The 5,535-nt window shown below is 44.2% G+C and carries 1 pseudogene; it reads right to left on the reverse strand.

Annotated elements, in window-relative coordinates:
* Nucleotides 1-5,483 (reverse strand): annotated as a pseudogene (locus EGI32_RS09915) (hypothetical protein); the annotation flags it as partial.
* Nucleotides 5,484-5,535 lie beyond the last annotated feature (52 nt).

The following is a 5,535-nucleotide window of genomic DNA, read 5'->3' on the forward strand; positions in this document are numbered from 1 at the left end:
CACGACCATCCCCCATTTTCACCTTCTATGTAAAAATAGGTTAGTCGAAAATCCGCTTTTGTATCGGTACCTAGATTGGTTGAAACTGTGTGTACTTTAGAATTTTTGTTTCCAACTAGTACCATGTCTCCATTTGGAGCAATAGCATCTACAGCTCCTTTCTGATGATCTGTTTTTATAGTTGAACCTCTCGCGGGTGGATCGGGATCGTTACCATCATTTCCGGCATCGTCTCCATCAATATCACTAAGAACAATGGGACTTCCACTAAAACATAAATATGGGCTTTCAGACTCTTTTAAAATAGGATCTAAATTCCACCTTCTTCCAATCCTGCTATCATATTCCCAATATTCAGCAGTAGTACTTCCATCAAAAATCTCATCACTTTTCTCCTGCCCATTAAACCCATACCTGTACCCACTTCCCCCATCAAATTTCCTTCCTGGCATTAGCATCCCGAAAGGATAGTAATCGTTGGCCGTTACTACATCCGGGCTGTAGTATTCAACTATCGTGTTGCCATCGTGAACGCCGGTCCTTTCCAGGCGCTTGTCGGTGATGGTAACGAGCACGTTGCCCAGGTGGTTGGTCAATTCAAAGAACGTAGCGCCTCTTTCAAAGGTAAACAATTCGCCGCGATCGAGGGTGGTACCGGTCATTGCCAGGAATGTGCGGCTCTCGATGCCTACATCTACTTTTGTATTGAGTATACCCAGCCTGCTGCTGCCGTAAAGGTGTACTTCGGTCTGGCAAAGCAGGTTACTGTTGAGTGCACCTCCTTCGGGTGTTTCGCCGGTCTGGTATACACTCATCACATTGCCCGACGCATCGCGTACATAGAAAGTGGTGACAGCTTTATAACTTTCGGCCGAACCTACCAGTTTTGTAGTACCTACTTTTTTACTGATGCGGTTCCCGGATACATCGTATGTATAGGTAATATCTGTTTGTGTGGTAAGCGTACCTTCCGTCTTCGATTTTTGTATACGTTCTATTTTGCCGTACACATTCCATTCGATGTTGGTGATGCCTTCTTTGGTATCTTTTATAAGATTACCGATGGCGTCATACGCGTAGTTATCATTTACACCAAGCGGGTTCTTATCGTTTTCTGCTGTAGAAAGCGGAGTATTCTCCGGTAAGTGGCTATCTATATCTTCAGTATACTTATCTTTTGGCACCTGGTCGTGCACATAGCGTAGTTTATTGCTGGTAATGCGGCCATCCGTACCTTTTTCGTATTGATAGTACAGGTTATCCATGGCTAATCCACCATTCGCAAAACCGTTGCGTTTGTAGGTCTTGATATTACCATTTGCATCGTAGGTTATTGCCTCCCGGTAATCCTGCAATGGCGTTGCTGAGAAACTATTATCATTTCCATTCACGCCTTTGTAAGCGATCATATCGGTGATCCTGTTCAACTGATCATACCTGTATCCATATACCCTGGCATCACCAAGTTTGGGTATACTTACCAGCATAGCAGCAATATTGCCATTATATAACTGATTAGCCACCTTTATTTCGGTTTCGTCACCCATTGGATGAGTCATGCTGAGGAAAGCACGCTCCCCTTCTTCATCGATCTGTGTGTAATCGCCGCTGAAATAATTCAGGCTATACCCATACGCATCTGTTGTGCGTACGTTGTTACCGTACAGGTCTGTGTTAGTAGTATTGATGGGCAATCCTGTCGGTCCGGTGAGGCCATCCCGTCCCATATCGTAGAAACCGTTGTTAGCAGTTACCGGGAGTTCGCTACCCGCAGTTCCTTCCCCGCCGGTTCCACACGAAGTAAGGAGGGGATCTATATATGCAGTAAAATCATCGGCAGGTAAACTTTCAAAACCGGGTTCGAATATGATGCCTTTATTGGCTACATATTTATCAGAATACGGCACGAGCCTGGAGGGTACATGTAATAACTCTACGGCAGTACCTTCGCCGCAATCGGCCCCATCTCCCACATTGCCACCACGGGCAATGCCGGTGGTATTCACGCCTTTAAGCCATCCTTGCAATGTATAGGCATAATCGATACCCTGAACGCCGTATTTTCCCAGTACGGTTCGTCCGAGCGGACCATGACGATAATATTTATAGCTCGCTTCTCTCTCCCAGTATACATATTCTTTACTGGTATATACTTCGGTCAGCTTATTTTCTGCATCGTAACTATACCGGTGATAAAAAGCGTCTGCTGCCCCGGGCTGATAGGCCACTTCATTCACTTTTCCACTGATAAGATCGTATTTATAAGCGATCTTTTTATAGCGGTTACCGCCCGGCATTGTGCCCATACCGTTTTTATAATCCTGCAGCAATACATCTACATTGCCATGTATATCATAGGTGTAAAATGTAGCACTTTCCCACGGTGCCGCGGTTGGCGCGTCTCCGTTATCTTCTTTTTGTACATAGCTATAACTTACACGGTTGCGCAGGTTTTGCTGGCACAAATAATTGTCTGTGCATAATGGATCATATTTCAGGTCATAGATAGTATGCGTAATATTATTATTGGGCTCGGTATGGGAAGGTGTCAGCCATGTTTCCAGGCTCATGAGCGGGTCCTGGCCCTGCGCTATTACCTGGATTATACCAATATTGGCAGGATTTTTTGTCTTTTCGCCTACTTCGGTGATACGCCCTAATTCATCATATCTTGTATAACTAAATTTGTGTAATAATTTTTGCTTGGCATTTTGACTCACTACCAGGCGCCCGAGCTGGTCATACCAAAACTCGCTTTCGCCACCATCGGGACTATATTGCCTGGTTACCTGGTTCAATGCATTGTAGCAATACTGGGTTGCCAGTGTATGCTGATTGACATATGCCGGCTGATATTGATTTTCTCTTGCATTTTTTACATCTGCCAGAAAACCTGGACTGAAGTCTGGCCTTACGCCTTCGGGCGGGATGGTTTTTACAAGATTGCCGGCCTGATCGTAATAATAAAGGGTGTAATGATATTCCGGCACGGATGAAGTAACTGTAAATGTCTCAAGTTTTACGGTATTAAGACATTCTTCAAGATAAGCCTTATCAAAATCGTCTTTTTGTTGTTGTACATATAATTGGTATTGCTCAAAGACCTCATTAAAAACCATCCACTCCAGGTCGTCTGTACAGGTAGGAGCCGGCACCTGCGTTATCGGAAATATTTGCTTATCGCTGCAAAGCTTATAGACTACCGCAGCTGAGGAGGCATTATTTTCCTGGCGGGTAAGAAAGCAATTTTGTCCGAAGCTGAAATATTCTGTCCAGCTTTTATTAAAGCCAGTTTTGTTATTCATGTAGTTGGCAAATGCAATGTTAGCATTCAGTTCGTCATCATCGGCCGGGTTGGCAAAGGGTACATTTTCCGAAAGCGGTGGAAAATGGTTTTCGAAGGCTTGTTTATAGGTAAGGTATTCTTCGCAATCGATACAGGTCTTGAGTGGCGTCAGGCAGCTGAATATGGCCGGCAAGGTAACCGATATTTCTCCGGAAATCCCTTTACAGGTTTTGCCACAAGACAAGATCAGTTCCTGGATTTGTGCTTCAGTAAGTGTAACATTATATCTTACCTGCATGAACTCTATAAAGTTGGCAAAAATCGTATGGTCCGGATCGGCGGCAGCATATTCACTCGTAAATGTGGTTAACCTATTACAAACGCACTCATCATAATAACTTCCGGTAGGTTCATCGCTCAGTGGCATCTGCAGATCATACGGCTGCGGGAAAGTGATCATATCCGGATGGCAGAGTGCGCTTTTGGGCACCAGGTGATTTGCCAGTATAACGCGTATAGCTTCCGTAAAAGAACCATATGGATCAGACATTCCGGGAGCTATTGTTGAAGAGCCAAACGGATGATTAATATCGCTTCCTTTTACACATATATTTTTCAATGCATCATTTACTTCTGCAATGATCGTGTTCATATCTCCTCTTCCGGCCAGGCATTTTTTCAGCTCCATCGTCCAGGCTACTTTATAGGCCTCGCAATTTTCGGCATAAGCAGGGTTCAATCCGTTTATATCCACATCGGGTACAGTACCTCCTGCCGCAGTATTTACAAAAGCAGTCATCTGTGCCGTGTAGTAGTCTTCCGGCCTACCAAAGCGACGTTCATATTTGTTGGCTGCAAACTGGCTATAATCCACAGGGGCTACTATTTGCAGCCATTCGTTGATCATACGTTCTTTCTGTGTCAGGTACAGGTCACGATAGATCCTCCATATCCTGTTGCGGTAATCTTCACAATTGCTTATACCGGTAAGTGTGGAAGGTGTCAGGTTGGTAGTTAAACAAGTGGCGGTATTGCTGCTGTTGCACATCACGGCCATCCATGCCATACTCCACAACGATTTTGGTGTCGGGTTGGGATATACGTCAAAATCCACGCCGATGTATTTCTTTATCGTAATAGAATAGGCTGGCAGAAGCGAGAAGAACGGATCTGCCGTAACAATACCTGTTCCACTACCAGTACTGATTACTTCTTCAATAAAATGATTATTATTTGCCTCGGTCCAGGTATTTGTTTCACGAAGTATTTTATCATATGAATAGCTTGGTAAAAGTAATTGCTTTACTTTCTGTAACTTATTATATTCAGGATGTAACGGAAGAAGATCTTTCGCCCAGGCTGCTTTGAAATTATCGGCCAGCTCTTGTGGAGTGAAGGCTTTAACACTGATTGGCTCTACTTCTCCATACTCATTATGATATTGCACCAGAGGGCTCTTGTACCTGTCTGCATTAAAAATATTCCATGGCCTGTTTGAATACTTTTCATAGCGCCCGTAATCATCATTGAATGGTTCACCGGGATTGATTATGTTATCGTCGTCAAGGTCAAGATCCAGGCGTGCATATTGCCCTTCGTCCGGTGTCATATCGTCGAGCATGGCATTTTCTATGGATGCTACTACGTTGTCTGCCCCTTTACATAATGCGTCGCAGGCTTTCATTCCTTCGTCATAAGAAGCTTTGATCTCGTTCTCATAACTTACGGTGGTGAGTGGATTAATTCCCTGTTGGGTGAGGAAAGCGCTCCGGTATTGCTGATATGTTCCGAGGCTGGTGGTACAGGAAGCACAGGTGATGTTGCAAGGGAACTGTGCCTGCATAACCGGCGTCCTTTCATCTATAAACTCCTGGAGGGTTTTGCAAATATTATTTTGCAGGAATATATTTTCCCGGTAGTGATCCTGCGCTCTTTTACTTACAGTAAGTATCTTAACAACATCATATTCTCCTTCGGGAAGGGTAACGTCAAATTCGGCAGTGATAGCTGACGCCGATGTGAGGCAATCCAGGTCAACATTAGGCACATTTCCCGGATTACTAAAAGTAAGGTTGGTCCTTTTTTCTACGATAGGTGTGATACAACCGCCGGAGATCCGTATTTCAAGATCATAATAACAATCATAACAGATTTTTTCGTCGTCACAATTGTTCATTTCCAGATCCTTTGCGCTCATCCGGTATTTGAATTGAAAAAGATCTTCCTGAGGTACCACGAGCGATGTGGTA

The sequence above is a fragment of the Ferruginibacter sp. HRS2-29 genome (assembly GCF_024343615.1).
Taxonomy (GTDB): Bacteria; Bacteroidota; Bacteroidia; order Chitinophagales; family Chitinophagaceae; genus Ferruginibacter.